Source organism: Rhizobium sp. CG4 (assembly GCF_023701965.1).
In the GTDB taxonomy this organism is placed as follows: domain Bacteria; phylum Pseudomonadota; class Alphaproteobacteria; order Rhizobiales; family Rhizobiaceae; genus Agrobacterium.
The window spans coordinates 486,757-512,292 of the sequence record NZ_JABAEG010000002.1 but is presented as its reverse complement, the minus strand read 5'-3'; the positions used below and the strand labels follow the sequence as shown (position 1 = coordinate 512,292).

Sequence of the window (25,536 nt, the reverse complement as noted above, 5' to 3'; positions counted from 1 at the left end):
GATTATGGATTCGTTTTTCTGGAGCTATGTCTGGCCCGCGCTGATCATGATCGGCCAGTCCCTGCTGCTTCTCGTTTGCCTCTTGGTTTTCATCGCGTTCATCCTGCTGGCTGACCGTAAGGTGTGGGCTGCTGTTCAGCTGCGCCGTGGTCCAAACGTTGTTGGTCCTTGGGGTCTGTTCCAGTCCTTTGCCGACCTTTTGAAGTTCATTCTTAAGGAGCCGGTCATTCCGGCCGGTGCCAACAAGGCGGTTTTCCTTCTGGCGCCGCTGGTTGCAGTGACGCTGGCTCTGGCGACTTACGCCGTTATCCCTTTTGCGGATGGCTGGGTCATCGCCAACATCAATGTCGGTATTCTCTACATCTTCGCGATTTCGTCGCTCGAAGTTTACGGCATCATCATGGGTGGTTGGGCGTCCAACTCCAAGTACCCGTTCCTTGGTGCACTTCGTTCCGCGGCGCAGATGGTATCTTATGAAGTGTCGATCGGTCTTGTTATCGTGACCGTTCTTCTTTGCGTCGGTTCGTTGAACCTGACGGATATCGTCAATGCACAGCAGACCGGACTTGGAACAATGATCGGCCTTCCGGCTTCGTTCCTCGACTGGCACTGGTTGCCATTGTTCCCGATGTTCATCGTGTTCTTCATTTCGTGCCTTGCAGAAACCAACCGTCCTCCCTTCGATCTTCCGGAAGCGGAATCGGAACTGGTTGCCGGTCACATGGTGGAATATGGCTCGACCCCATACATGATGTTCATGCTCGGCGAATATGCGGCCATCGTTTTGATGTGCTCGCTCACAACCATCCTGTTCTTAGGAGGCTGGTTGCCGATCGTCGACGTTTGGTTCCTGAACTGGGTTCCGGGCATTGTGTGGTTTATCCTCAAGGGCGGCATGGTCTTCTTCATGTTCGCTCTGGTGAAGGCATTCGTTCCGCGCTACCGCTATGACCAACTGATGCGACTCGGCTGGAAGGTCTTCCTTCCTCTGTCGCTCGCCATGGTCGTTATTGTTGCATTCGTACTCAAGCTGACGGGAACGGCATAATGATGTCCGTTCAGTCCGCTTGCAGATTTGGAGGTTGAGATGGCAAGCCTTTCACAAGCCGTCAATTCACTGTTCCTCAAGGAATTCGTCGGAGCTATTTTCCTGACGATGCGCCACTTCTTCAAACAGAAGGCAACGGTGAACTATCCCTTTGAAAAGGGCCCGGTCTCTCCGCGCTTCCGTGGTGAACATGCGCTGCGCCGTTATCCAAACGGCGAAGAGCGTTGCATCGCCTGCAAGCTGTGTGAAGCCATCTGTCCTGCGCAGGCCATTACCATTGAAGCTGGTCCGCGCCGTAATGATGGTACACGTCGTACCGTTCGTTACGACATCGACATGGTGAAGTGCATTTATTGCGGTTTCTGCCAGGAAGCTTGCCCGGTTGATGCGATTGTCGAAGGCCCGAACTTCGAATTCGCCACTGAAACGCGTGAAGAACTTTACTTCGACAAGGCTCGTCTTCTGGAAAATGGCGATCGCTGGGAACGGGAAATCGCGCGCAACCTCGCGCTCGACGCACCGTACCGCTAAGAAAGCATGTTTCCGTCGCTCTGACTGTTACGGAAAACCGCAAATTGTAAGTAGGGCCTGCCGGTTTTACCGCAGGCCTCCAAACGGGCAGGGTGACAGGTTTCGCTCGCCCGATCAGGACAAAAAGGCACCAACATGGGTCTGCAGGCTGTATTCTTTTATATATTCGCCTTCGTCGCGGTCGCGTCGGCATTCATGGTTATCTCGGCAAGGAACCCGGTTCACTCGGTTCTCTTTCTGATTTTGACCTTCTTCAACGCTGCTGCTCTCTTCCTGCTGACGGGCGCTGAATTCCTCGGCATGATCCTGCTGGTCGTTTATGTCGGCGCTGTGGCAGTGCTCTTCCTGTTCGTCGTCATGATGCTGGATGTCGATTTCGCGGAATTCCGCTCTGGCGTTCTGCAATACGCGCCAATCGGCGCATTGGTCGGCGTCATTCTTGCCGCTGAACTGATCATCGTGATCGGTGGCAGCATGATTTCGCCTGAGGCAGCAAAGTCGATCAGCATGCCAATACCGCCAATCGCGGAGCGCACCAATACGGCGGCTCTCGGCGATGTGCTCTACACACATTACGTCTATTACTTCCAGCTTGCTGGCCTTGTGCTTCTGGTTGCCATGATTGGTGCGATCGTACTGACCCTGCGTCACCGTACGGACATCAAGCGTCAGGACATTTCCAAGCAGGTTGCCCGTGATCCGAAGACGGCTATCGAAGTCGTCAAGGTGAAGCCGGGGCAGGGTATCTGAGGCGCGGACGGATCAAGGAATAGAAATTATGGAAATCGGACTTTCCCACTACCTGACGCTCAGCGCCATCCTCTTCACGATCGGCGTGTTCGGCATCTTCCTGAACCGCAAGAACGTCATCATTATCCTGATGTCGATCGAACTGATCCTGCTTGCCGTGAACCTGAACATGGTCGCTTTCTCGTCGTTCCTCAACGACATCGTTGGCCAGGTGTTCGCCTTGTTCATTCTTACCGTTGCTGCTGCTGAAGCTGCTATCGGTCTTGCAATACTCGTTGTCTTCTACCGCAACCGCGGCTCGATTGCCGTGGAAGACGTTAATATGATGAAGGGCTGATAAGGCTATGATCTATAAGGCTATCGTCTTTCTGCCGCTTATCGGCTTCCTGATCGCAGGCCTCTTTGGCCGCTCGATCGGTGCGAAGGCTTCGGAATATGTCACCAGCGGTCTGATGATCGTTGTCGCAATCCTGTCGTGGATTGTTTTCTTCAACGTTGCGCTCGGCCATCACGGCGAGGGCGGCGAAGTGATCAAGGTTGAAGTGCTGCGCTGGATCCAGTCCGGCGGCATCGATGTCCAGTGGGCATTCCGTATCGATACGTTGACGGCTGTGATGTTCGTGGTGGTCAACACCGTGTCCACGCTGGTTCACCTGTACTCGATCGGCTACATGCACCACGATCCGCATCGCCCGCGTTTCTTTGCATACCTGTCGCTATTTACCTTTGCGATGTTGATGCTCATCACCTCCGACAACCTGCTGCAGATGTTCTTCGGCTGGGAAGGCGTGGGTCTGGCTTCGTACTTGCTCATCGGTTTCTGGTTCAAGAAACCGTCGGCTTCTGCTGCGGCCATGAAGGCGTTCATCGTCAACCGCGTCGGTGACTTTGGTTTCATTCTCGGTATTTCCGGCGTGTTCGTGCTGTTCGGCTCGATCAACTTTGAAACGATCTTCGCGGCTGCCAGCACCTATCTGCCTGCAGAAGGCGCTGCATCGACCGAAGCTGTCATCAACCTGTTCGGCATGCAACTCGACAAGGGTCACGCGATCACCGCCGTCTGCCTGCTGCTGTTCATGGGTTCGATGGGTAAATCGGCGCAGTTCCTGCTGCACACCTGGCTGCCGGACGCGATGGAAGGCCCGACGCCTGTGTCGGCGCTCATTCACGCCGCGACCATGGTGACCGCGGGTGTCTTCCTTGTTGCCCGTATGTCGCCTCTGTTCGAACTGTCGCCGGATGCCCTGACATTCGTGACCCTGATCGGCGCGATCACTGCATTCTTTGCAGCAACGGTTGGTCTGGTTCAGAACGACATCAAGCGCGTTATCGCTTATTCGACCTGTTCGCAGCTCGGTTACATGTTCGTGGCTCTCGGCGTTGGCGCTTACGGCGCGGCCGTATTCCACCTGTTCACGCACGCCTTCTTCAAGGCGCTGTTGTTCCTTTGCGCCGGCTCGGTCATTCACGCCGTGGATGGTGAGCAGGACATGCGTTACATGGGTGGTCTGCGCAAGCACATCCCTGTCACCTTCTGGACAATGACAATCGGTACACTGGCTCTGACGGGCGTTGGTATTCCTGGAACAGTGATCGGCTTTGCCGGCTTCTTCTCCAAGGATGCGATCATCGAATCTGCCTTTGCCTCGCATTCCAGCCTTGGCGGTTTCGCCTTCACGCTGCTGGTTATCGCGGCTCTGTTCACCAGCTTCTATTCATGGCGCCTGGCGTTTATGACCTTCTTCGGCAAGCCACGCGCTTCTGACGATGTCATGCACCACGTCCATGAATCGCCAATGGTCATGCTTATTCCGCTGTTTATCCTGACGGTTGGTGCGCTGTTTGCCGGTGTTGCCTTTGTGGAATACTTCTACGGCCATCACTATGAGGAATTCTGGAAGGGTGCATTGTTCACCGGTCCTGAGAACCACATCGTCCATGAGTTCCACAATGTTCCGACATGGGTAAAGTGGAGCCCGTTTGTGGCAATGGCTCTTGGTTTTGTGACGGCCTGGTACATGTATATCAAGTCGCCTTCGGTACCGAAGCGTCTGGCCGAAACACACCGTGGCCTCTACCAGTTCCTGCTCAACAAGTGGTATTTCGATGAACTCTACGACTTCCTGTTCGTGCGTTCGGCCAAAGCCCTTGGCAAGTTCCTGTGGAAGAAGGGTGACGTTGCCGTCATCGACACCTACGGACCAAACGGTGTTGCAGCACGCGTGGTTGATGTAACCAACCGCATCGTTCGCCTGCAATCCGGTTACCTCTATCACTATGCGTTTGCGATGCTGATTGGTATCGCGGCCCTTGTTACCTGGATGATGCTCGGGAGTGCCCTGTAATGACCGATTGGCCAATTCTTTCCACGGTCACGTTCCTGCCTCTGGTGGGCGTCGCACTTCTGCTGCTGACGAATGAAAACGGTCCGTATGGTCGCCGTAATATTCTGAACGTCTCCCTGCTGACGACAGTGTTCACATTCATCGTGTCGCTGTTCATCTGGATCGGTTTCGACAATTCGAACCCGGGCTTCCAGATGGTTGAGAAGCATGCATGGTTCGGCGAGATCGCCGCTTACCACCTTGGTGTCGACGGCATTTCCATGCTGTTCGTCATCCTGACAACATTCCTGATGCCGTTCTGTGTTCTGGCCAGCTGGAACTCGGTTGAAAAGCGCATCAAGGAATACATGATCGCCTTCCTTCTTCTGGAAGTGGTCATGATCGGTGTGTTCGTGGCTCTCGACATTGTTCTGTTCTACGTGTTCTTCGAAGCAACACTGATCCCGATGTTCGTTATCATCGGTGTCTGGGGCGGCAAGGATCGCGTCTACGCATCCTACAAGTTCTTCCTCTACACGTTGCTCGGTTCCGTTCTGACCATGCTCGCCATCATGGCGATGTACTGGCAGGCTGGCACGACCGACATCACTGAACTGCTGAAATTCGGCTTCCCTGCAGGTATGCAGACATGGCTGTGGCTGGCATGTTTCGCGGCTTTCGCGGTGAAAATGCCAATGTGGCCGGTTCATACATGGCTTCCAGATGCGCACGTTCAGGCACCGACCGCTGGTTCGGTTATCCTGGCTGGCGTGATGCTGAAGCTTGGCGGTTACGGTTTCATCCGTTTCTCGCTGTCGATGTTCCCGCTGGCATCTGACTATTTCGCGCCGTTCGTCTTCACCCTGTCCGTTCTTGCCATCATCTACACCTCACTGGTCGCGCTGATGCAGGAAGACATCAAGAAGCTGATTGCTTATTCGTCCGTTGCCCACATGGGTTACGTGACAATGGGTATCTTTGCAGCCAACGTGCAGGGCTTGCAGGGCGCTATCTTCCAGATGCTGTCACACGGTATCGTGTCCGGCGCGCTCTTCCTTTGCGTAGGCGTTGTTTACGACCGCCTGCACACCCGTGACATTGCCGCATACGGTGGTCTGGTCAACAACATGCCGAAATATGCTGTTGCCTTCATGATCTTCACCATGGCCAATGTCGGCTTGCCTGGCACCTCCGGTTTCGTCGGTGAATTCCTGACACTGGTCGGCGTTTTCCGTGCCAACACCTGGGTCGCGCTGTTTGCCGCCACTGGTGTTATCCTTTCTGCCGCCTATGCGCTGTGGCTCTACCGCCGCGTCATTTTCGGTGCGCTCGAAAAGGAAAGCCTGAAGGCCATGCTCGATCTGTCTCCACGTGAACAGGTCATCCTTTACCCGCTTGTTGCCCTGACGATCTTCTTCGGTGTCTATCCGGCTCCGGTATTCGATGCGACTGCCGCATCGGTCGATCTGCTGATCAACAACTATACGGCTGCACTGCAGGCGGCGCAAAATGTTGCGCTCACTTTGAATTGACGACAGGACCCGTTGGACATGACCGCTGAACTCCTCTTAGCCAGTCTGCATATCGCGACACCGGAACTGATCCTTGCGGTCGGTGCCCTGGCGTTGCTCATGGTTGGCGTATTCTCGGGCGACAAGTCGACAACGACAGTCACGGGCCTCGCAGTTGCGTTGCTCGTCATTGCGGGTCTCTGGATCGTCTTTAACCCCGCAAGTGGCGTCGCTTTCGGCGGCGCTTTCATCGCCGACGCTTTCGGTAACTTCATGAAGGTGATTGCCCTGATCGGTTCGATCGTGGCGATGATCCTGACTATCGGCCACAACCGCGTTGAGCCGATAGGGCGCTTCGAATATCCGGTGCTGCTGGTGCTTGCCACCCTCGGCATCTTGCTGATGATCTCGGCAAACGACATGATCTCGCTCTACATGGCGTTGGAACTTCAGTCGCTTGCTCTCTACGTCATCTGCGCCATCAACCGTGACAGCCTGCGCTCCACGGAAGCTGGTTTGAAGTACTTCGTGCTCGGCGCGCTGTCCTCCGGTATGCTGCTCTACGGCATGTCGCTGGTCTATGGCTTCACCGGCAACACCGGCTTTGAAGAAATTGCCAAGGTTCTGACCTCTGAAACCCGTTCGCTCGGTCTGGTCTTCGGTCTGGTGTTCGTGCTGGCCGGTCTCGCATTCAAAATCTCTGCCGTTCCGTTCCACATGTGGACGCCAGACGTTTACGAAGGCGCACCAACCCCGGTTACTGCGTTCCTGTCCGCTGCTCCGAAAATTGGCGCGATGGCCATTCTGGTCCGCATCGTGGTTGAAGCCTTCCAGCCGGTATTTGCCGACTGGCAGCAGATCGTCGTGTTCATCTCGATTGCATCCATGTTGCTTGGTTCGTTTGCCGCTATCGGCCAGCGCAACATCAAGCGTCTGATGGCCTATTCCTCCATCGGTCACATGGGTTACGCGCTGGTTGGTCTTGCCGCTGGCACGGAAGCGGGCATCTCCGGCGTTGTCATGTACATGACTGTCTACATGGTCATGACGCTTGGCACCTTTGCTTGCATTCTGTCCATGCGCCGCAAGGAAATCGGCAATGTCGAGAATGTCGACGACCTCGCAGGCCTGTCCTCCACCAACCCGTTCATGGCCGTTGTCCTGACCGCACTGATGTTCTCGCTGGCCGGTATTCCGCCTCTGGCAGGCTTCTTCGGTAAGTACTTCGTGTTCCTGGCAGCCATCGAAGCCAAGCTCTATGCACTGGCTATCATCGGCGTGGTTGGCTCGGTTGTTGGTGCATTCTACTACCTGCGTGTGGTCAAGGGGATGTGGTTTGACGATGCCAAGGGTGAATTTGAGCGCCCAGCTATCGAACACCGCATTGTGTATGCGCTGTCCGGTCTCTTCGTTCTCGGCTTCATTCTGTTCGGCGGACCTGTCGGTAACGCAGTCAACGCTGCAGCCAAGACATTCTTTTGAGCGGAACCAGCATGAGACCCGGCCGGAATTTCCTTGATGAATTCCGGCACGAGGGTCTGGATGAAACCTCATCGACCAACATTGAATGTTTCGCCCGCGCAAAAGCGGGCGAAACTGGTAATCTCTGGGTTACCGCCGCCCGCCAGACAGGCGGGCGTGGCCGGCGCGGCAGACCCTGGGTCTCAGAGCGCGGCAATCTCTACGCTTCCCTTCTTCTGATCTATCCATCTGCGCCTGAACAAATGGGCTCCTTGCCACTGGCCTTTGCGCTTGGTGTTTATCGTGCGCTGCGCACGGTTTTGCCAACAGGTGGACAGCCACTGGAGATCAAATGGCCGAATGATGTCCTGATTGGTCGCAAGAAGACCTGTGGCATCCTGATGGAAGCGGAATTCTTGAGTGACGGACGCCGCGCCGTTGTCAGCGGTATTGGCATCAATATCGCCCACAAGCCTGATAATCCGGCCTATCCGGTGACGATGTTGTCGGAACATGGTGCGTCCTGTTCACCCGATGAATTGTTTGCCCATCTGTTCCGCGAAACGGCGTCTGTATTGGAAATTTGGAACCGCGGGCAGGGTGTTGCCGAGATCATGAATGCCTGGCGGGCTGCGGCCTGCGGCATTGGTGAGCGGATTACCGTCAATCTGCCGGATCGTTCCATTTCCGGGCGTTTCACCGGAATTGATGATAATGGTTTCCTTCTGCTGGACGAAGACGATGGCCCCTCACGCGCCATTGCCGCCGGCGATGTATTTTTTGGTGGCACCTGACCGGTAACCGCAACTTCGGTATCGCAGGCAACACCTTTGAACTTGGAGCATCCTTGCAGCTCGGTAATCGCAAGGCGTCACGGCGGGTGCGCATCGGCTCCGTGAAACTGGCGGTTTTAAGTAAATGCCGATGTTTGCAAGCGGTGATGAAACAACGATCGGTACCGGTCCCGTTTCGCCGCGATATGGAAAAGAACAATGTCGAAACAGGATGAACTCGTATTCCTGCCACTGGGTGGTGTTGGCGAAATTGGTATGAACCTGGCGCTGTATGGTTATGGCCCGGCTGCCAAACGCCAGTGGATCATGGTGGACTGCGGTGTAACCTTTGCCGGTCTGGATCTGCCGGGTGTTGATTTGGTGCTGCCTGACATCAGCTACATCGAGGCGCAGAAAAACAATCTCAAGGGCATCATCATTACCCATGCCCATGAAGACCATTACGGCGCGCTCAATGATCTGTGGCCGGGCCTCAACGTGCCGGTCTTCGCCTCGGGCTTTACGGCAGGCATGCTGGAAGCCAAGCGCAATTACGAAGGCACCCGTGCTGAAATCCCGATCACGCCGTTCAAGGCTGGCGACCGTATCAATGTCGGGCCATTTGAAATTGAGGCCGTGGGCGTCAACCATTCCATCCCCGAGCCAATGTCGCTTGTTATCCGTACGCCACTGGGTAACGTCATTCACACCGGCGACTGGAAAATCGATGACGCACCGTCACTTGGGCCTTTGACTGATGAGGCCCGTTTCCGTGCGCTGGGTGATGAGGGGGTACTGGCACTGATGTGCGACAGTACCAATGCGCTCCGTGACGGTGTTTCGCCATCCGAACATGAAGTGTCGGAAGGTCTGCGCCAGATCATTGAAAATGCCGAGGGCAGGGTGGCCATTACCACTTTCTCCTCCAATGTCGGCCGTATCCGGTCGATTGCGCAGGCGGCGGAAGCCGCTGGCCGTGAAGTGCTGCTACTTGGTAGCTCGCTGAAGCGCGTTGTCAACGTTGCCCACGACATCGGTATCATGGAAGGCATCAAGCCATTCCTGGCAGAAGATGAGTATGGTTACATTCCACGTGACAAGGTGGTGCTGATCCTCACCGGATCTCAGGGCGAAGCACGCGCCGCACTTGCCAAGCTTTCACGCGATGAGATGCGCAACGTGGCGCTGGCGGCCGGTGATACGGTGGTGTTCTCATCCCGCGCCATTCCCGGCAATGAAAAGGCCATTATCGATATCAAGAACGGCCTGATCGAGCAGGGCGTGCATATCGTTACCGACAATGAGGCCTTGGTGCATGTCTCTGGTCACCCCCGTCGCAACGAACTGTTGAGAATGTATGAGTGGACCCGTCCCCAGATTCTCGTGCCTGTGCACGGTGAAGCCGCTCATCTGGTGGCCCAGAAGGAACTGGCAGAGCAGGCTGGCATCAAGACAGTACCGAAAGTTCGCAACGGCAATATCCTGCGTCTGGCGCCCGGTCCGGTAGAGGTCATTGATGATGCGCCGCATGGCCGTGTCTTCAAGGACGGTAAGCTGATGGGTGATTTCGAGGAAATGGGCATCGGCGACCGACGCAAGCTGTCCTTCGCGGGTCATGTCTCTGTTAACGTCGTGCTCGACAGCCGTTTCGACTTTGTTGGCGATCCGGACGTTGTACCTTTTGGCCTGCCGGAGTTCGATGACGAAGGCGAGGATATGGAAGATACGCTTTATGACGCCGTTCTTGGCGCTGTGGAGAGCATTCCACGCAGCAAGCGCAAGGACCTCGACATGGTGCGTGAAGCGGTGCGCCGCGCCGTGCGTTCCACAGCGCACCAGAGTTGGGGCAAAAAGCCTGTTGTAACGGTATTCCTGACCAAAGTCTGACAGACGGTGGCCAGAACGTCATTCTAAAACGATATGGGCAGGTATAACTGCCCATATCCTGCCGGCCCACAGGCTTCGGGGAGGAGGCTATGCTCGGACGTATCAACCATGTGGCACTTGCGGTGCCTGACCTTGGCGCGGCAGAGGCGGCCTACGGCCGGATGCTGGGAGCCAGCCTGTCAGAACGGCAGGCGTTGCCGGAACACGGCGTAACCGTGGTATTTGTCGAACTTCCCAATTCCAAGGTTGAACTGCTGGAGCCGCTTGGCGACGCGTCGCCGATTGCTGCCTTTCTCGCTAAAAATCCGGCCGGCGGCATGCATCACATCTGTTACGAGGTGGAGGACATCCTTGCTGCACGTGACCAGCTGAAACAGTCCGGCGCGCGTGTTTTGGGCGATGGTGAGCCCAGAGTCGGTGCGCATGGCAAACCGGTGCTGTTTCTCCATCCCAAGGATTTTTTCGGCACGCTGATCGAGCTTGAGCAGGTCTGAAACAGACCTGGCAAGCCGCACTTCAAGTGGTTTCTCAATTCTTGGCGTTTGATAAAGCGATTCTGAAACAATGCCTTGCCGCGAAAAAGTGAATCAATTTATGCGCTTGGCCACAGAAGACTGTTGAAAACATTGTTTGTGCGCCAGCCTTGTTTGCCTATAGTTGCCCATAACAGCCTGTCTTCCCGTCGCACGTACCAGTCGGGAAAGATGCGCTCCAAACCGGATAGCAGGTGCCCATGACCGTTCTCTCGTATTTCGCAATCTACTTCGTCATCTGGTGGACCACGCTGTTTATCGTGCTGCCCATTGGTTTGCGGACGCAGGCGGAAGAGGGGGCGGTTGAACCCGGCACGGTAGCAAGTGCTCCAGCCCGTTTCCGCGGTTTGAAGGTCATCGCGCTCAACACCGCCGTTTCGGCTGCACTGCTTGCGTCCTGGCTGTTTTTGACCTGGTGGTTCAATTTTGAGCTCGAAGACATCTTTGAGCTGTTCCCGATGTTCAATCGGTGATGTTGCACACTGCATCATTCGACGCACAGACAGCGTTTTGTGCACACTCTGAGAGTGTACAAAGTGGCGGGTTTCGACGCCGAAATCAGTGCAGGTGGATGCTCGACCCTTATTTGTGAGGGGATGAGTCTTTTCACAACAAATTTGCCGTCACATGCCTGTCATGAACATGCGGCACAGAGTATTTCGAGTGATTTAGTGGACTTGACAGTCGCAATTTGGCCGAAATTTGCGTCGCCCGGTTTAAGGGGTTGCTAAAAGGCAAAAAAAAACAAGGCGTTGAAGCCTTGTTTTCTAATTTTCGCGTGATCTGTAACCGTTGCCGGGGCAGCGACGAAGCGCGCCTAAGATCTGATCCTCCCAAGACTGACCGCGAAATTGGCAGGAATTTGTTCTTCATGCCTGTTTTATGAGCTAAAGCTAGCCCAATCTCCGATGCTTGTCATTAGATTTTTTGCATTTTTGCTACAGTCGGCAAAAAATTCCCTATTGGGCGATATGTCGCAACGCAAGCGACAAAAATATTCTGCGACAATCAGTAATAGTGGATATTGATGTCGCAAAATCGTCATGTGCGTGGTTTCTGGTGTTGTCCAGTGCCGGGTTTCCTTCTGTCTGGGAAACGTTTATGAACGGCGCAAACAGCCCTTTGTTGCGGCGATTCCCGGCAGGAGAGTCCGGATCGCCAAAGTCACGGAATCCGATATGCGTCTCAGCCGTTATTTCATGCCCATCCTCAAGGAAAATCCCAAGGAAGCGGAGATCGTTTCGCATCGCCTTATGTTGCGTGCAGGCATGATCCGCCAGCATTCGCAGGGCATTTATTCCTGGCTGCCGCTGGGCAAGCGCGTTCTCGACAAGGTCAACAAGATCGTGCGTGAAGAGCAGAACCGTGCCGGCGCCGTTGAACTGCTGATGCCAACACTGCAGTCCGCAGAGCTGTGGCAGGAGAGCGGCCGTTATGAGGATTACGGCAAGGAAATGCTGCGCATCAAGGACCGTCAGGATCGCCAGATGCTGTACGGCCCAACCAACGAGGAAATGATCACCGACATTTTCCGTTCTTACGTCAAATCCTACAAGAACCTGCCGCTGAACCTCTACCACATTCAGCTGAAGTTCCGTGATGAGCTGCGTCCACGGTTCGGCACCATGCGCTCGCGCGAGTTTCTGATGAAGGATGCCTATTCTTTCGACCTGACGAAGGAAGGCGCCATTCATTCCTATAACAAGATGTTCACCGCGTACCTGCGCACGTTCTCGCGTCTTGGTCTGCGCGCCATCCCAATGCGTGCTGACACCGGCCCGATCGGTGGCAACCACAGCCATGAATTCATCATTCTGGCCGACACCGGTGAATCGGAAGTCTTCTGCCACAAGAGCTTCCTCGACCGCGACATTCCTGCTGCCGACACCAATTTCGATGATGTCGCCGGCCTGCAGGCGGTGTTTGACGATTGGACCTCGGATTACGCAGCGACGTCTGAAATGCATGACGAAGCCGCTTACGACGCGATGCCGGAAGACAAGCGCATTTCGGCGCGCGGTATCGAAGTTGGCCACATCTTCTATTTCGGCACCAAATATTCCGAGCCGATGGGTGCGAAGGTGCAGGGTCCGGATGGCAAGGAACACCTTGTCCACATGGGTTCCTATGGCATTGGACCAACACGCCTTGTTCCCGCCATCATTGAAGCATCGCATGACGAAAACGGAATCATCTGGCCGGATTCGGTTGCCCCATTTGATGTTGTCATCATCAACATGAAGGCAGGCGATGCATCGACCGACGCCGCATGCGAAAAGCTTTATTATACGCTGACAAATGCCGGCAAGGATGTGCTGTACGACGATACCGACGACCGTGCCGGTCAGAAGTTCGCAACGGCCGATCTGATCGGTGTTCCGTTGCAGATCATCGTTGGACCACGTTCGGTTGCCAATGGTGAAGTTGAAGTGAAAAACCGCAAGACCGGCGAACGTGAAAACGTCACGATCGAAGCAGCATTGAACAGGGTCCTCGGCTGAACGGCTGAGGCGGGGAGACGAGATGGCACAAGCCGGGGCTGACAACGCTGCTGGTCAATCCGTGAAGGATACCGCTGCGCGGCCGTTTTCGGCCTTTGAGCGCATGGTCGCGTGGCGCTACCTGCGCGCCCGCCGCAAGGAGGCGTTCATTTCGGTGATCGCCGGTTTTTCTTTTGTTGGCATTATGCTGGGTGTGGCAACGCTCATCATCGTCATGGCGGTGATGAACGGTTTCCGCACCGAGCTGATTTCCCGCATTCTGGGCATTAACGGCCATATGGTCGTGCAGCCCATTGATAGCCCGTTTAACAATTACGACGAACTGGCCAAGAAATTTGCAGGCATCAAGGGCATCACCATGGCGCTGCCATTGGTGGAAGGTCAGACGCTGGCGCAGGGGCGCGCCGGTGCAGGCAGCGGCGCGCTGGTGCGCGGCGTGCGCGGCGAGGACCTTGAGAAGCTGAAAGAGGTTTCCAGCAACATCAAGGTCGGCGATCTCGTGGGGTACATGTCCGGTGAGGGCGTGCTGGTCGGTTCCCGCCTGGCCTCGTCACTTGGTGTCACAGCCGGTGACCAGATCACCCTGATTGCGCCGGAAGGCGACATCACGCCGATGGGTGTCAATCCGCGCGTCAAATCCTACACGATATCAGGCGTTTTCGAGATCGGTATGTCGGAATATGACGCCTCGATGGTCTATATGCCACTTCCCGAAGCGCAGCTTTATTTCAATGCCGATGGTCTGGTGCAATCGATCGAACTGTTCGTTGAGCATCCAGATCAGGTTGATACACTGCGTCCACTGGTGGAAGAAGCCGCAGGTCGGCAGATTTACATCACCGACTGGCGTCAGCGTAACCAGACTTTCTTCTCTGCCCTTCAGGTTGAACGCAACGTAATGTTCATGATCCTGACGCTGATCGTGCTTGTCGCAGCGCTTAACATCATTTCCGGCCTCATCATGCTGGTGAAGGATAAAGGTAGCGACATTGCCATTCTGCGCACCATGGGTGCAAGTTCCGGAGCGGTCATGCGTATCTTCTTCATGACCGGTGCTGCGATTGGTCTTGTGGGTACCTTTGCCGGTGTTCTGCTCGGCGTGATTGTCTGCCTGAACGTGGAATCGATCCGCCAGTTCTTCTCGTGGGTGTCGGGTACGGTGCTGTTTGATCCGCAGCTCTATTTCCTCAGCCAGCTTCCGGCTGAAATGGATATCAGTGAAACCATTTCCGTTGTCATCATGGCGTTGACGCTGTCGTTCATTGCCACGATCTTTCCGGCATGGCGGGCTTCAAAGCTCGATCCTGTGCAGGCTCTGCGATACGAATAAGGAACGCGACATATCATGAGCAGAAACATCGCGTTGCGGCTGACGGGCGTACATAGAAGTTACGGGCAGGGCGACAGTGTCCTCCATATTCTCAACAATGCCGAGTTCGAATTGCGAAGCGGCGAGATTGTTGCGCTGGTCGCACCGTCGGGCACGGGTAAATCCACGCTGCTGCATCTTGCTGGTTTGCTGGAGCACCCGGACGAGGGTGAGGTTTATGTCGATGGTTTGCCTTGTGGCACATTGGCGGATGACAAGCGAACGGCAATCCGCCGCAGCGATATCGGTTTCGTCTACCAGTTCCATCACCTGCTGCCGGAATTCACCGCGCTTGAAAATATCATGATGCCGCAATTGATTGCCGGTCTTTCCGACAAGGAAGCCCGTCAGCGCGCCGCACAGCTTCTTGACTACATGCGGATTGGCCACCGTGCCGATCACCGCCCGGCTGAGCTTTCCGGTGGTGAACAACAGCGCGTGGCCATTGCCCGTGCCGTTGCCAATGCACCGCTTCTGCTGCTGGCCGATGAGCCAACCGGCAACCTCGATCCCGAGACGGCCCATTATGTGTTTGAAGCGCTGGAAGCGCTGGTGCGCCAGTCTGGTCTTGCGGCGCTGATTGCGACCCATAATCACGATCTGGCCGCACGCATGGATCGTCGCGTCACGATCTCCGAAGGCAAGATCGTCAGCTTCTGATTTTGCCGCACATCACATGACCTGAGTTTGAGGAGAACCCGGCCACCGCGCCGGGTTTTCTTTTGCGCGCACATCAGGCGGGAACTTTCACGCCGCAACGGAATTTAAAAGAGACCTAAAAAACATATTGACTCTGAAACAAAATGAGAACAAAATGGAAACATAACGAGTAAGGAGAGTACAATGACCGACATGATCCGTGACGTTGCCGCCTTCGCTTCCATCGCTGTCTTTGTTGCCAGCTTTTCTATGATCCTCACTGCACTCTGATATTTTTGCCGCACATAACAGCGTGTATGTGCGGTCGTCATCGTTGTTCTGTGCTATTGGCTGTGGACTTTGCGGGCTGAACATCAGAAAATCCCCGTGATTCAGAACACGGGATATGCGGCGCATGAGTGATACCAATTCCACCAATGGAAATGCAGGGCAGGCCAGTGGAACACCTGGTTTCGTTCATCTTCGGGTTCACTCGGCCTATTCGCTTCTGGAAGGCGCGTTGCCGCTTAAAAAGGTTATGTCCAAGGCGGTGTCCGATGGGCAGCCAGCCATTGCCATAACCGACACCAACAATCTGTTTGTGGCACTGGAATTTTCGGAAAAGGCGCGTGATGAGGGCTTGCAGCCGATTATCGGCTGTCAGGTTTCCGTTGATATGGAAGACGCCATTGAAGAACGGCGTTCGAACAATCTCGCAAAACTTCCCGCCCTTGTGTTCCTCGCAGCCACCGCTGCGGGTTACGAGCGTCTGGTGGATCTCATCAGTCGCGCTTATCTCGATGGTGAAAGTGGCCAGTCGGTGCGCGTCAATCGCTCCTGGCTGGAAGAAGGCGATAATGACGGGCTGATCGTACTGACCGGCGCCTCTGGCGGCCCTGTCGATATGGCCCTGAAAGACGGGCACACCGCCCTGGCTGAGAAGCGCTTACTGGCCCTCAAGGGCCTGTTCGGCAATCGCCTTTATATGGAATTGCAGCGGCAGGGCAATTATGACCGGGCGCATGAGCGCCGTGTCTTGACGCTTGCCTATGAGAACGACGTGCCGCTGGTTGCCACCAACGAAGCCTTTTTTCCGTCACGCGCCGATTACGAGGCCCATGATGCGTTGATGGCCGTGGCCCACAACGCGATCGTCTCCGATGATACCCGCTTTCGCCTGACGCCAGACCATTATCTCAAAAGCCGCGAGGAAATGGTGAAACTGTTTTCCGATTTGCCGGAGGCATTGGAAAACACCGTCGAAGTGGCGCATCGTTGCTCCTACGTGCTGAAAAAGCGCGGACCTATTCTGCCGCGCTTTACCGGCGCCAGTGACGATACCGATGCTGCCGAAAAGGCGGAGTCGGAAGAACTGCGCCGTCAGGCCGTTGAAGGCCTGGATATGCGCATCGAAAAGCTCGGTATCGCTGCGGGCTATACCGAGGAAGAATACCGCGAACGACTGGACTTTGAGCTCGGCATTATCGAGCGTATGAAATTTCCCGGCTACTTCCTGATCGTTGCCGACTTTATCAAATGGGCCAAGAACCACGATATCCCGGTTGGTCCGGGCCGTGGTTCCGGTGCGGGCTCTCTGGTTGCTTACGCGTTGACCATTACCGACGTTGATCCGCTGCGCTTCTCGTTGCTGTTCGAACGCTTCCTCAATCCTGAACGCGTATCGATGCCCGACTTCGATATCGACTTCTGCCAGGACCGCCGCGAAGAGGTGATCCGCTATGTGCAGCAGAAATACGGCCGCGAGCAGGTAGCACAGATCATTACCTTCGGTTCGTTGCAGGCCCGTGCGGCGTTGCGTGACGTTGGTCGCGTGCTGGAAATGCCTTACGGTCAGGTCGACAAGATCTGTAAGCTGGTGCCCAACAACCCGGCCAATCCAACACCGCTGTCCAAGGCAATCGAAGAAGAACCGAGACTGCGTGAAGAGGCAGAGGCTGAGCCGGTGGTGGCGCGTCTGCTGGATATCGCCCAGAAGATCGAAGGTCTCTACCGCCACGCCTCGACCCACGCTGCCGGTATCGTGATCGGCGACCGTCCGCTGTCGAAGCTGGTGCCGATGTACCGCGATCCGCGCTCCGACATGCCGGTAACCCAGTTCAACATGAAGTGGGTTGAAAGCGCCGGTCTCGTCAAGTTCGACTTTCTGGGTCTGAAAACCCTGACCGTGTTGAAGGTCGCGGTGGATTTTGTTGCCAAGCGCGGCATTCATGTCGATCTGGCCGGCATTCCGCTGGATGATCAGAAGACCTACGAAATGCTGTCGCGTGGTGAAACCATCGGCGTGTTCCAGGTGGAAAGTGCGGGCATGCGTAAGGCGCTGATTGGTATGCGCCCCGACTGCATTGAGGACATTATTGCGCTTGTGGCGCTCTATCGTCCGGGCCCGATGGAAAACATTCCGGTCTACAATGCCCGTAAACACGGTGAGGAAGAGCTGGAATCAATCCATCCGATGATCGACCACCTGCTGAAGGAAACGCAGGGCGTTATCATCTATCAGGAACAGGTGATGCAGATCGCCCAGGTTCTCTCCGGTTACTCGCTCGGCGAGGCCGATCTTCTGCGCCGCGCGATGGGTAAGAAGATCAAGGAGGAGATGGACAAGCAGCGCGAACGTTTCGTCGAAGGCGCGATGAAGAACAATGTGTCGAAGGCGCAGTCCGACACGATTTTCGATCTTCTGGCCAAGTTCGCCAACTACGGCTTCAACAAGTCGCACGCAGCTGCCTACGCGATCGTCTCCTACCAGACGGCCTATATGAAGGCGCATTATCCGGTGGAATTCCTTGCCGCCTCGATGACGCTTGATATGGCCAACACCGAAAAGATCAACGACTTCCGTCAGGACGCCTCGCGTATGGGCATCGAAATCGTCGCGCCTTCGGTGCAGACGTCGTTCCGCAAGTTCGAGACGGGTGAAAACCGCATCTATTATTCGCTGGCGGCCTTGAAGGGCGTCGGTGAAGGCGCCGTTGACCACATAGTTGAGGTGAGGGGTGACAAACCCTTTGCCAGCCTTGAGGATTTCTGCCAGCGCATCGATCCAAAACAGATCAACCGGCGTGTGTTTGAAAGCCTGATCAATGCCGGTGCCTTCGATTGTTTCGGACGTGACCGTGCCGAACTGATTGGTGGTCTTGATCGCGTTATCGGTTTTGCGCAGCTGGCACAGGAAAACCGCGTCAGCGGCCAGTCGGACATGTTCGGCTCCGGTGGCGCCAATGGTCCGGAACGGCTTGCACTACCAACCTTCTCGCCGTTTCTTGCCTCTGAAAAGCTGCTTCGAGAATATCAGGTTCTTGGCTTTTACCTAACCGCCCATCCGCTCGATACCTACCGTGCAACGCTCGAAAAGCTGCGTGTGCAGAACATTGCCGATTTTACCGTCGCGGTAAAACAGGGCGCGACTGCCGGTCGCCTGGCCGGTACGGTAACCGGAAAACAGGAGCGCAAGACCAAGACCGGTAACAAGATGGGCATCGTGACCTTCTCGGATGCGTCCGGTCAGTATGAGGCTGTTCTGTTTTCGGAAGGGCTTGGCCAGTACCGCGATCTGCTGGAAGTTGGCAAATCGCTTGTTATCACCGTTCAGGCGGATGAGCGCCCTGAAGGCATCGGCCTTCGTATTCTGACCGCTCAGTCACTGGAGGAAAAATCCGTCTCGATGCAGAAGGCATTGCGGGTTTTTGTCCGCGATTCCGGTCCGCTTAAAATGATTGCCAAACACCTCAACGCCAAGGGCGATGGTCTGGTGTCCTTCATCGTGATCAAGGATGACGGGCAGCGCGAGATCGAGGTGGAATTGACCGAAAAATTCCGCATCTCACCGGAAATTGCCGCTGCCTTGCGGGCAGCTCCCGGCATTGTCGACGTCGAATTGATGTAAGGCCTTAAAACAATTATCGCCCCGTTTTGTCTGCGGGGCGATAAGACAGGAACCGAAATCTGGCGGTTACGACGGGCGTCGTATCGTCTTGGTGATGGTAATGAAATCGGTGCCCTGTCCGGTCTCGGGGAAGTGACTGAGGTCGGTAATGGTAATCGATGTGCCAGCGACCAGCAGGTCTTCGATGCGCTTGCGCGCTTCCTTGGGAATGTCGATCCGGTCGAGAACTTCGCTGGCGCTTTCCTGCAATTCAAATTTGTCCGCATCGATGCCGAGCCTGCGCATTGTGGCGGCAGGCAGGTGGTTTTCGAGCGTGATCGAATACCAGTCGGCCCGCCCATTGGCGTGGTCAACGGCCGTCGCTTCCATAAAATGTGTGCCAAGCGGCAGGTTGGGGTCCTTGATGCCAACAGGCACTTCAAACAGTGGCTTGAAGTCCTGGCGTACCTGAAGCTGCCCGGCAGGTTGGGCGTCGTAACCGCTCGCCGCATAAAGCGCTGTCACGAATGCATCGGTAACAGCGGTTCCTTTTTCGCTCAGGCCCTTCCAGCGTTTGAAGCCATTGATGGCGCTGATGGTCATCTGTCCCATTTGGCCATCGGTCTTACCGGCGTCAAAACCAAGCGTGTTGAGCATGGTCTGGATGTCGACCATCTTTTCCCGATCACCGCGTCGTGTAATCAGGATACGCATCGGTTTGGTGTTCGGTTTAACGACCGTTTCCGGCGTCACCGAATTGGTCTGTTCATTCATCGCCACTTCCACCTTCAATGAAGGATCGAAGGAGGCGGGACGCAACTCGACATCGGACAGCAGCAGATTGCCATCTGGCTGTTCAACGGATGGTTGGAACAATGTGCTGTGCCAGATGCGCTGCGGCTCAACCGGTTTTTCTGACACGATCACATGCACGCCGCGCTCTGTCTTGCCATAAAGCAATTGGGCAAACCCGGCCGGCAGACGAATACAGCCATGCGAGGCAGGGTAGTTCGGCACCTTGCCTTCGTGAAGCGCAATACCGGACCATGTCAACCGCTGCATGAAGGGCATCGGCGCATTCGAATAGATATTCGATTCGTGGTATTTGCGTTTCTCAAGAATTGAGAAAATGCCGGTCGGCGTGTCATGACCGGGTTTGCCGGTCGAAACTTTTGAGGTTTTTATCAGTTCGCCATTGTCATAAACGGCAAGAGACTGGGTGCTTTTTGAGACGATAATTTGCAGTCCTGCGGAATCATACGCAAAGGCACTTTGTGCCAGTACGGAAGTCGACAAAAGACAAGCACCCAGAAAAAGACGCAATACCATGGGGCTACTTACTCCAACGCAATACAGAGGCCTGGAGTTTATCAATTAGCATTTAATGAAGTTTTTAAGCGCCTTCACGACTTCGTGTAATTGCGCCGTTTTACAGCCTACTTTTTCACTTCGAACGTATAGCCGGTCTCAACGCTGGCCTTGCCAAACTTGTCGCGCAGCTTGTCCATGGCAGCTTCCGCCGCCGCACGCCGTGACGCCTGTTGGTCAATGAGATCGGGCGGGTCGGCAATGTGGGCATCGCTGAGATCAGACACCCCAATGCCGATCAGGCGGAACTTTGTACCATCCGTTTCCTTTTCCAGCAGGCTGAGACCGGTGCGGAAAATACGATCTGCAAGCTGCGTTGGGTCATCCAGTCGTTTGTTACGGGTGCGGCTTTTGAAATCGGAAGTTTTCATTTTCAAAACAACGGTATGCCCGGCTATGCCGCTCTTTTTCAACCGCCAGGCAACTTTCTCCGATAGCGATCGCAGAATGGACACAAGGTCCTCATGCCGCGAAATATCGTTGAAAAAAGTCGTTTCGGACGACACGCTTTTGATCGGGTCGTTGTTATGCACCGTGCGGTCGTCAATGCCCCGCGACAGGCGGTAAAGCCGCTGTCCCATCGTGCCATAGCGGCGCATGAGCGTGTCTTCTTCCATCACCTGCAACTGGCCTATCAAACGAATGCCATCGGCCTCCAGCGTCGCGGCAAAGGCCTTGCCGACACCCCAGATGGTGGTGACGGGGCGGGTGGCCAGAAAGCTGACAGCTTCCTCTTGCCCGATCACCGAAAAGCCGCGTGGCTTTTGCAGGTCTGACGCCACCTTCGCCAGAAACTTGCAGTAGGACAGGCCGACGGAAATCGAAATACCGACTTCCTTTTCCACGCGCTTGGCAAATTTGGCCAGCACGCGGGCAGGCGGATCATGATGCAGAAGTTCGGTGCCGGACAGATCGAGAAATGCCTCGTCTATGGACAGTGGCTGCACCAGCGGCGTCAGTTCCTGCATCATGCTGCGGATCTGACGGCCAACCGTGCTGTATTTTTCCATGTTGGGTTTGACGACAACCGCCTCGGGACAGGCCTCCAACGCCTTGAACATCGGCATGGCCGAGCGAACGCCATGAATGCGGGCAATGTAACAGGCGGTCGAAACGACACCGCGTTTGCCACCGCCGATGATCACGGGCTTGTCCATCAGATCAGGATTGTCGCGCTTTTCGATCGAAGCGTAAAACGCATCGCAGTCTATATGCGCCAGACTGAGATCATAAAGTTCGCCGTGATAGACAAGGCGAGGGCTGCCGCATTTCTGGCAACGGCGAATACCATCGGGCTGACCGGCCAGACAATCGCGGCAAAAACCGGGGGCGTGTTTTGTCATGGTCAACTCAGGAACAAAGAATGAACGTTCGCCACGTTATTCTGTTGCCGGAATTTACTCAAGACAGACCTATAAAAGAAACCCGGGTGAGTGGGTTCAATACACACCCGAATCGAGACCCGGACCGGAAAAATGGTGCCACGCGGCAGCAACGTCCTCGGGTTTTGTTTCTGTTGCTGCGCAAAATGCCATCAGGTCAGGCTCGTGGCTCATCAGAAAATCAAGTAATCCAGCAAAAAAGCCGGGGTCGCTGGCGGCATGTCGCAGCATATTGGCCTGCAGGCCACTCAGCGCCAGAAAGCGGGAAAGCAAGTCGGGTTCATTGGCCAGCCAGCCAAGTATGGCGGCGGCTGTTTCTTCCGGTTTTGCGGTGGCGGCAGCACTTGTTTTTTTGTCTCGCAGCATTTCTTCGCCGAAGTTACCTATTTTTCAACCAAATCGCATTAGCGTCGTTAAACTATATACGATGGAATCGGTTCTGCGACACACTTATATGTCGGTGGCATGGTTTCAAGGCGCATTGAGGAATTGTCGCTATGCCAAAACAGGTCATGATAGTTGAAGACAACGAGCTTAACATGAAGCTCTTTCGCGACTTGATCGAGGCGTCGGGTTATACCACGATCCAGACACGCAATGGCATGGAAGCCCTTGATCTGGCACGTAAACATAAGCCCGACCTCATTCTCATGGATATTCAGTTGCCGGAGGTGTCCGGTCTGGAAGTGACCAAGTGGCTGAAGGAAGACGATGAATTGCACGTCATTCCCGTTATTGCCGTAACTGCATTTGCGATGAAGGGTGACGAAGAACGTATTCGTCAGGGCGGCTGTGAAGCTTACGTCTCCAAACCGATCTCCGTTCCCAAATTTATTGAAACTATTAAAACCTACCTTGGCGATGCCTGAAGGCATTTGAGGACTGATAATGACAGCAAGAATTCTGGTCGTTGACGATATCCCGGCAAACGTAAAGTTGCTGGAAGCACGTCTGCTTGCTGAGTATTTTGATGTTCTGACCGCAGAAGACGGCTTCAAGGCACTCGAGATTTGCAACAACACCCAGGTCGATATTGTCCTGCTCGACATCATGATGCCGGGCATGGATGGTTTTGAAGTCTGCGAAAGATTGAAATCCAATCCGCGCACCATGCATATTCCCGTCGTCATGGTAACCGCACTCGATCAGCCGTCCGACCGGGTACGTGGCCTCAAGGCCGGTGCCGATGACTTTTTGACCAAGCCGGTCAATGACTTGCAACTGGTGTCTCGCGTCAAAAGCCTCGTTCGCCTGAAAACTATGAGCGACGAATTGCGCATGCGTGCGGAAACCGCGCGTGCCATCGGCATTGAAGATCTTCTGCGCGATGAAGGTCGCATCGAGGAGCCGGGGCAGGTGCTGCTGGTCGATCCGCGTGCGAACTCTCAGGAACGCATTATCAAGATGTTGAAGCCAGTCGCGGAAGTGACAGCCATTTCCGATGCGCAGGCGGCGATCTTCGAGGCTGCGGAGCAGGGCTTTGAACTGGTCATCGTTAGCAGCAGTCTTGATGACTACGACCCCTTGCGTCTGTGCTCACAGTTGCGCTCGCTCGACCGTACACGGTTCCTGCCAGTGTTGCTTATTGCGGAGCAGGGTGGCGAGGACATGATCGTGCGTGCGCTTGATCTTGGCGTCAACGATTACATTACCCGTCCGCTGGACCCCAACGAGCTTGTGGCTCGCACACTGACGCAGTTGAAGCGCAAGCGTTACAATGACCGCCTGCGCAGCAGCGTTCAGCACTCCATTGAGCTTGCCGTCACCGATGGCCTGACGGGGCTGCATAATCGCCGTTATCTCGACAATCACCTCAAGGTGCTGTTCAACCGTGCCGCAACCCGTGGCCGGTCATTGTCGGTATGCATTACCGATATTGACCGCTTCAAGGTGGTCAACGACACCTATGGTCACGATGCCGGCGACGAAATTCTGAAGGAATTTGCCGCCCGCCTGCGTGCTACGGTTCGCGGTGCGGATCTGGCCTGCCGTTATGGCGGAGAAGAGTTTGTTGTGGTCATGCCGGATACTACGGCGGAAATGGCCGCCAACATCGCTGAGCGCCTGCGTATGAGCATTGAGGGCAAACCTTTCGTCCTGCGTTCCTCCGGCCAGGAAATCAATATCACGGCGTCTTTGGGCATCTCGTGCAACAGCCCCAATGTCGAGACGCCTGAACAGCTTCTGAAAGAAGCAGACAATGCGCTCTATGATGCCAAGCGGGCAGGGCGTAACCGCGTTGTGGCCGCAGCCGCCTGACGGCCGGCCGCGACATCACATCCCCAAAATAGTCCAACGTTAAGTGCCACGCCTTTCGAGCCTCTTTAGAGGGGCGGTAGCCGTGTGTATTCGAATTCCCGAATTATCGGCCCTCAGAATTCAGGTATTGCGATCATTTGGCTTGTGGATAACATGGCCCAATCTTTGAGCGATCAGGCATAGTTTCGTGCCTGTATTTTCGCGCTCTTTTTTTGCGATTTGTCAATTTGTCACGTAACGTAGCGGCAGTTGGAATATTTCCTCTGCCTAATCATTGATATATTTCATCACAGATTTTTGATGATGCTCTCACCATTTTCGCCAGATCGCGCGGCTCTTCAAGTCAAGACTATCGCTCTTTAGGAAATCAGGAATTTTTACTTGGGTGTATTTTACTTTATTTATGTAAGTGCTATGTTCACTTGAATAAATACTGTGCCGCTTATGGTCATATTTAACCATATTTGCATTTCAAAATGGCCTTGCTTTAAGAAGTTGTTGATTTTTTTCATCGTTTGCGCGACGTTTGGTTCAACGGCATAACTTTCGTGAATTGTGCGCAAGCACAGAGACAGAAATAACCGCAAGTTACTTGTCTATGGTGTTTCAGGGTTGGTTTTTACTTGGTCTATTGGCCGTAGTATCCAGCCTGGTAAGATACCCCATGATGCTCAGGTCCGCCGCATCTCCTGGGTCGTGGGGTCGGTCGGTTGGAGTGCACTAAACGGTTCCTCGTACCGTCTGCAACTCCGACCGACCCCCATTTCTCTCGCAAAACTTATCTAACAATAACGGTCGATCCATCTGGTCGCATTGTCACATCTGTCTGCCTGTGCGCGCTTGCGCGCCGTAGGCACAATGTCTGTGATATCTGTCGTGGAGTAGAAAAAGGGGCCGCGTCGCACCGTCGCCAGCGACAGCATGTTCGCCATGACGATACGGCGCCCTAAATGACGGCTTGTGCTGTCATGCTGCACCAAAGAAAACAGGCGAGGGGCCTGAATGCAAAAAGCGCACTTTCGGATGAAAGCGCGCTTTTTGAAAACTGCAAATTCCAGGAGAAGATTACTTGATCTTCGTTTCCTTGAATTCAACGTGCTTGCGTACGACTGGATCGTACTTTGTCTTCGTCATCTTGTCCGTGAACGTACGGCTGTTCTTGGTGGTGACGTAGAAAGTACCGGTGTCGGCTGTCGACAGCAGCTTGATCTTGATTGTTGTAGCTTTCGCCATGGTCGTCCTGCCTTTAACAAAATAGTGAGCCGCTGACCTGTTCGATCCCGGCTAAATCTGGCGCGAAACTACGGATCGCGC

General features: G+C 54.9%; 21 protein-coding genes. 17 read left to right on the top strand and 4 right to left on the bottom strand.

The genetic code is table 11. The features are described from left to right. Window positions 1–4: 4 nt before the first annotated feature. The 15 genes from nuoH (at window position 5) to dnaE (ending at window position 19,234) form a co-directional block, all read left to right on the top strand. Window positions 5–1,048 (top strand): NADH-quinone oxidoreductase subunit NuoH, encoded by a 1,044-nt coding sequence (gene nuoH, locus HGO37_RS07525; protein WP_192487563.1) that lies wholly within the window; start codon window positions 5–7, stop codon window positions 1,046–1,048. A gap of 39 nt (window positions 1,049–1,087) precedes the next feature. Continuing rightward, entirely contained in the window at window positions 1,088–1,579 is a 492-nt protein-coding gene (nuoI, locus tag HGO37_RS07520) for an NADH-quinone oxidoreductase subunit NuoI (protein WP_192487564.1), read from the top strand. Window positions 1,580–1,714: 135 nt separating this feature from the next. Beyond that, window positions 1,715–2,329, top strand: a complete 615-nt coding sequence (locus HGO37_RS07515) for an NADH-quinone oxidoreductase subunit J (RefSeq protein WP_192487565.1) — start codon at window positions 1,715–1,717, stop codon at window positions 2,327–2,329. A 28-nt stretch (window positions 2,330–2,357) separates the two neighbouring features. Further along, window positions 2,358–2,666, top strand: coding sequence for an NADH-quinone oxidoreductase subunit NuoK (gene nuoK / locus HGO37_RS07510; RefSeq protein WP_192487566.1), 309 nt, complete (start codon window positions 2,358–2,360; stop codon window positions 2,664–2,666). Between the two features lie 7 nt (window positions 2,667–2,673). Continuing rightward, a complete protein-coding gene (gene nuoL / locus HGO37_RS07505; protein ID WP_250982796.1) occupies window positions 2,674–4,674 on the top strand; it encodes an NADH-quinone oxidoreductase subunit L in 2,001 nt (666 codons plus the stop codon). Further along, window positions 4,674–6,185: an NADH-quinone oxidoreductase subunit M gene (locus HGO37_RS07500; RefSeq protein ID WP_250982795.1), complete on the top strand. Its 1,512-nt coding sequence runs from the start codon at window positions 4,674–4,676 to the stop codon at window positions 6,183–6,185. Before nuoL ends, HGO37_RS07500 begins: the two co-directional genes overlap by 1 nt. Before the next feature lie 18 nt (window positions 6,186–6,203). Further along, on the top strand, window positions 6,204–7,646 hold the full coding sequence (nuoN, locus tag HGO37_RS07495) for an NADH-quinone oxidoreductase subunit NuoN (protein ID WP_250982794.1): 1,443 nt from the start codon (window positions 6,204–6,206) through the stop codon (window positions 7,644–7,646). An 11-nt stretch (window positions 7,647–7,657) separates the two neighbouring features. Further along, window positions 7,658–8,419, top strand: a complete 762-nt coding sequence (locus HGO37_RS07490) for a biotin--[acetyl-CoA-carboxylase] ligase (RefSeq protein WP_250982793.1) — start codon at window positions 7,658–7,660, stop codon at window positions 8,417–8,419. 198 nt (window positions 8,420–8,617) lie between these two features. Then, entirely contained in the window at window positions 8,618–10,285 is a 1,668-nt protein-coding gene (locus HGO37_RS07485; RefSeq protein ID WP_250982792.1) for a ribonuclease J, read from the top strand. 89 nt (window positions 10,286–10,374) lie between these two features. Then, on the top strand, window positions 10,375–10,779 hold the full coding sequence (gene mce, locus HGO37_RS07480; RefSeq protein WP_250982791.1) for a methylmalonyl-CoA epimerase: 405 nt from the start codon (window positions 10,375–10,377) through the stop codon (window positions 10,777–10,779). Window positions 10,780–11,018: 239 nt separating this feature from the next. Beyond that, window positions 11,019–11,291: a DUF1467 family protein gene (locus tag HGO37_RS07475; RefSeq protein ID WP_250982790.1), complete on the top strand. Its 273-nt coding sequence runs from the start codon at window positions 11,019–11,021 to the stop codon at window positions 11,289–11,291. Window positions 11,292–11,996: 705 nt separating this feature from the next. Then, on the top strand, window positions 11,997–13,319 hold the full coding sequence (gene proS / locus HGO37_RS07470; RefSeq protein WP_250982789.1) for a proline--tRNA ligase: 1,323 nt from the start codon (window positions 11,997–11,999) through the stop codon (window positions 13,317–13,319). A 22-nt stretch (window positions 13,320–13,341) separates the two neighbouring features. Then, complete coding sequence (locus HGO37_RS07465; protein WP_192487575.1) at window positions 13,342–14,649, top strand: lipoprotein-releasing ABC transporter permease subunit; 1,308 nt, start codon at window positions 13,342–13,344, stop codon at window positions 14,647–14,649. A gap of 15 nt (window positions 14,650–14,664) precedes the next feature. Then, window positions 14,665–15,348 (top strand): ABC transporter ATP-binding protein, encoded by a 684-nt coding sequence (locus HGO37_RS07460; protein ID WP_192487576.1) that lies wholly within the window; start codon window positions 14,665–14,667, stop codon window positions 15,346–15,348. A gap of 394 nt (window positions 15,349–15,742) precedes the next feature. Further along, window positions 15,743–19,234: a DNA polymerase III subunit alpha gene (gene dnaE, locus HGO37_RS07455; protein ID WP_250982788.1), complete on the top strand. Its 3,492-nt coding sequence runs from the start codon at window positions 15,743–15,745 to the stop codon at window positions 19,232–19,234. A 66-nt stretch (window positions 19,235–19,300) separates the two neighbouring features. Here dnaE and HGO37_RS07450 read toward each other — a convergent pair whose 3' ends face one another. The 3 genes from HGO37_RS07450 to HGO37_RS07440 all read right to left on the bottom strand — a co-directional run bounded on the left by HGO37_RS07450 (window position 19,301) and on the right by HGO37_RS07440 (window position 22,329). Next, window positions 19,301–20,542, bottom strand: a complete 1,242-nt coding sequence (locus tag HGO37_RS07450; RefSeq protein WP_250982787.1) for a L,D-transpeptidase family protein — start codon at window positions 20,540–20,542, stop codon at window positions 19,301–19,303. Between the two features lie 107 nt (window positions 20,543–20,649). Then, entirely contained in the window at window positions 20,650–21,924 is a 1,275-nt protein-coding gene (locus HGO37_RS07445) for a DNA polymerase IV (protein ID WP_250982786.1), read from the bottom strand. 96 nt (window positions 21,925–22,020) lie between these two features. Continuing rightward, entirely contained in the window at window positions 22,021–22,329 is a 309-nt protein-coding gene (locus tag HGO37_RS07440) for a DUF3572 domain-containing protein (protein WP_192487580.1), read from the bottom strand. Between the two features lie 131 nt (window positions 22,330–22,460). Between HGO37_RS07440 and HGO37_RS07435 the strand changes: the two genes are divergently transcribed. Together HGO37_RS07435 and HGO37_RS07430 are read left to right on the top strand one after the other, a co-directional pair. Further along, window positions 22,461–22,832: a response regulator gene (locus tag HGO37_RS07435; RefSeq protein WP_060641199.1), complete on the top strand. Its 372-nt coding sequence runs from the start codon at window positions 22,461–22,463 to the stop codon at window positions 22,830–22,832. Window positions 22,833–22,851: 19 nt separating this feature from the next. Then, entirely contained in the window at window positions 22,852–24,222 is a 1,371-nt protein-coding gene (locus HGO37_RS07430) for a PleD family two-component system response regulator (protein ID WP_250982785.1), read from the top strand. A gap of 1,065 nt (window positions 24,223–25,287) precedes the next feature. Here HGO37_RS07430 and rpmG read toward each other — a convergent pair. Then, window positions 25,288–25,455 carry a 50S ribosomal protein L33 gene (gene rpmG, locus HGO37_RS07425; RefSeq protein WP_003496403.1) on the bottom strand — a complete coding sequence of 56 codons (168 nt, stop codon included), beginning with the start codon at window positions 25,453–25,455 and terminating at the stop codon, window positions 25,288–25,290. Window positions 25,456–25,536: the final 81 nt, after the last annotated feature.

Excerpts from the sequence above, each read along its gene's own strand:
- nuoH (WP_192487563.1), top strand. The coding sequence starts at position 5 with ATGGATTCGTTTTTCTGGAGCTATGTCTGGCCCGCGCTGATCATGATC.
- nuoI (WP_192487564.1), top strand. The coding sequence starts at position 1,088 with ATGGCAAGCCTTTCACAAGCCGTCAATTCACTGTTCCTCAAGGAATTC.
- HGO37_RS07515 (WP_192487565.1), top strand. The coding sequence starts at position 1,715 with ATGGGTCTGCAGGCTGTATTCTTTTATATATTCGCCTTCGTCGCGGTC.
- nuoK (WP_192487566.1), top strand. The coding sequence starts at position 2,358 with ATGGAAATCGGACTTTCCCACTACCTGACGCTCAGCGCCATCCTCTTC.
- nuoL (WP_250982796.1), top strand. The coding sequence starts at position 2,674 with ATGATCTATAAGGCTATCGTCTTTCTGCCGCTTATCGGCTTCCTGATC.
- HGO37_RS07500 (WP_250982795.1), top strand. The coding sequence starts at position 4,674 with ATGACCGATTGGCCAATTCTTTCCACGGTCACGTTCCTGCCTCTGGTG.
- nuoN (WP_250982794.1), top strand. The coding sequence starts at position 6,204 with ATGACCGCTGAACTCCTCTTAGCCAGTCTGCATATCGCGACACCGGAA.
- HGO37_RS07490 (WP_250982793.1), top strand. The coding sequence starts at position 7,658 with ATGAGACCCGGCCGGAATTTCCTTGATGAATTCCGGCACGAGGGTCTG.
- HGO37_RS07485 (WP_250982792.1), top strand. The coding sequence starts at position 8,618 with ATGTCGAAACAGGATGAACTCGTATTCCTGCCACTGGGTGGTGTTGGC.
- mce (WP_250982791.1), top strand. The coding sequence starts at position 10,375 with ATGCTCGGACGTATCAACCATGTGGCACTTGCGGTGCCTGACCTTGGC.
- HGO37_RS07475 (WP_250982790.1), top strand. The coding sequence starts at position 11,019 with ATGACCGTTCTCTCGTATTTCGCAATCTACTTCGTCATCTGGTGGACC.
- proS (WP_250982789.1), top strand. The coding sequence starts at position 11,997 with ATGCGTCTCAGCCGTTATTTCATGCCCATCCTCAAGGAAAATCCCAAG.
- HGO37_RS07465 (WP_192487575.1), top strand. The coding sequence starts at position 13,342 with ATGGCACAAGCCGGGGCTGACAACGCTGCTGGTCAATCCGTGAAGGAT.
- HGO37_RS07460 (WP_192487576.1), top strand. The coding sequence starts at position 14,665 with ATGAGCAGAAACATCGCGTTGCGGCTGACGGGCGTACATAGAAGTTAC.
- dnaE (WP_250982788.1), top strand. The coding sequence starts at position 15,743 with ATGAGTGATACCAATTCCACCAATGGAAATGCAGGGCAGGCCAGTGGA.
- HGO37_RS07450 (WP_250982787.1), bottom strand. The coding sequence starts at position 20,542 with ATGGTATTGCGTCTTTTTCTGGGTGCTTGTCTTTTGTCGACTTCCGTA.
- HGO37_RS07445 (WP_250982786.1), bottom strand. The coding sequence starts at position 21,924 with ATGACAAAACACGCCCCCGGTTTTTGCCGCGATTGTCTGGCCGGTCAG.
- HGO37_RS07440 (WP_192487580.1), bottom strand. The coding sequence starts at position 22,329 with ATGCTGCGAGACAAAAAAACAAGTGCTGCCGCCACCGCAAAACCGGAA.
- HGO37_RS07435 (WP_060641199.1), top strand. The coding sequence starts at position 22,461 with ATGCCAAAACAGGTCATGATAGTTGAAGACAACGAGCTTAACATGAAG.
- HGO37_RS07430 (WP_250982785.1), top strand. The coding sequence starts at position 22,852 with ATGACAGCAAGAATTCTGGTCGTTGACGATATCCCGGCAAACGTAAAG.
- rpmG (WP_003496403.1), bottom strand. The coding sequence starts at position 25,455 with ATGGCGAAAGCTACAACAATCAAGATCAAGCTGCTGTCGACAGCCGAC.